The organism is Hyphomonas sp. GM-8P, assembly GCF_003263315.1.
Taxonomy (GTDB): Bacteria; Pseudomonadota; Alphaproteobacteria; order Caulobacterales; family Hyphomonadaceae; genus Hyphomonas.
The window spans coordinates 1-574 of sequence record NZ_AWFE01000028.1; the positions used below are offsets into that span (position 1 = coordinate 1).

General features: G+C 62.0%; 1 protein-coding gene. It reads right to left on the bottom strand.

The features are described 5' to 3' along the window. Positions 1-45: 45 nt before the first annotated feature. The coding region (locus tag HY26_RS02905) for a P-type conjugative transfer protein TrbJ (RefSeq protein ID WP_112072906.1) at positions 46-574 on the bottom strand (529 nt) is incomplete at its 5' end.

Here is a 574-nt window from a genome sequence, read left to right on the forward strand (position 1 = left end):
CGATGAAGGTCGCAAGGAAGGTGTCGATCACATCCATGGGGCGGCTCAGTTTCCGAGAAAGGCTTTCGTCCGGGCCCGGCCGCGTTCGGCTTCGGCCAGTTCGCGCGCGCGTTCGAGCGCTTCGGCGCGGTAGTACGACGCCATCATGCTCTCCATCTGGATGAGCTGTTCGGTCTGCATCGCCTCGATCTGGTTCCCGGCCTGCAGGACCTGCAGATTGCCAGCAGCGCTCTGACTCTGTTCGATCAGCCCTGCGATAGCTGTCGCATCTGTCTGGTTGTCTTCAAGGGCGGCCGCGACCGTCGTCAGTGTGTCGCGATAGGCGGTGCGTGACTGGCGCCAGCGAGCGCGGGCGTCTTCGACCAGGACTTCCTGCCGGGGTGGCTCTTCGCCATAGGATTCGGGATAAGCCGTCTCGTATTCGCGCTCGACCTCATCGACGCCGTAGCCGATGCCTTCGGCCTTGCGCATCAGTTCCTCAATCCGGTGGATGCGGTCGAGAATGATGGTTTCGGCGACATTGACGGGCAGGGTTTCGAGATTGCGGGCCATGTTCTCCAGCATCTCGATCTCA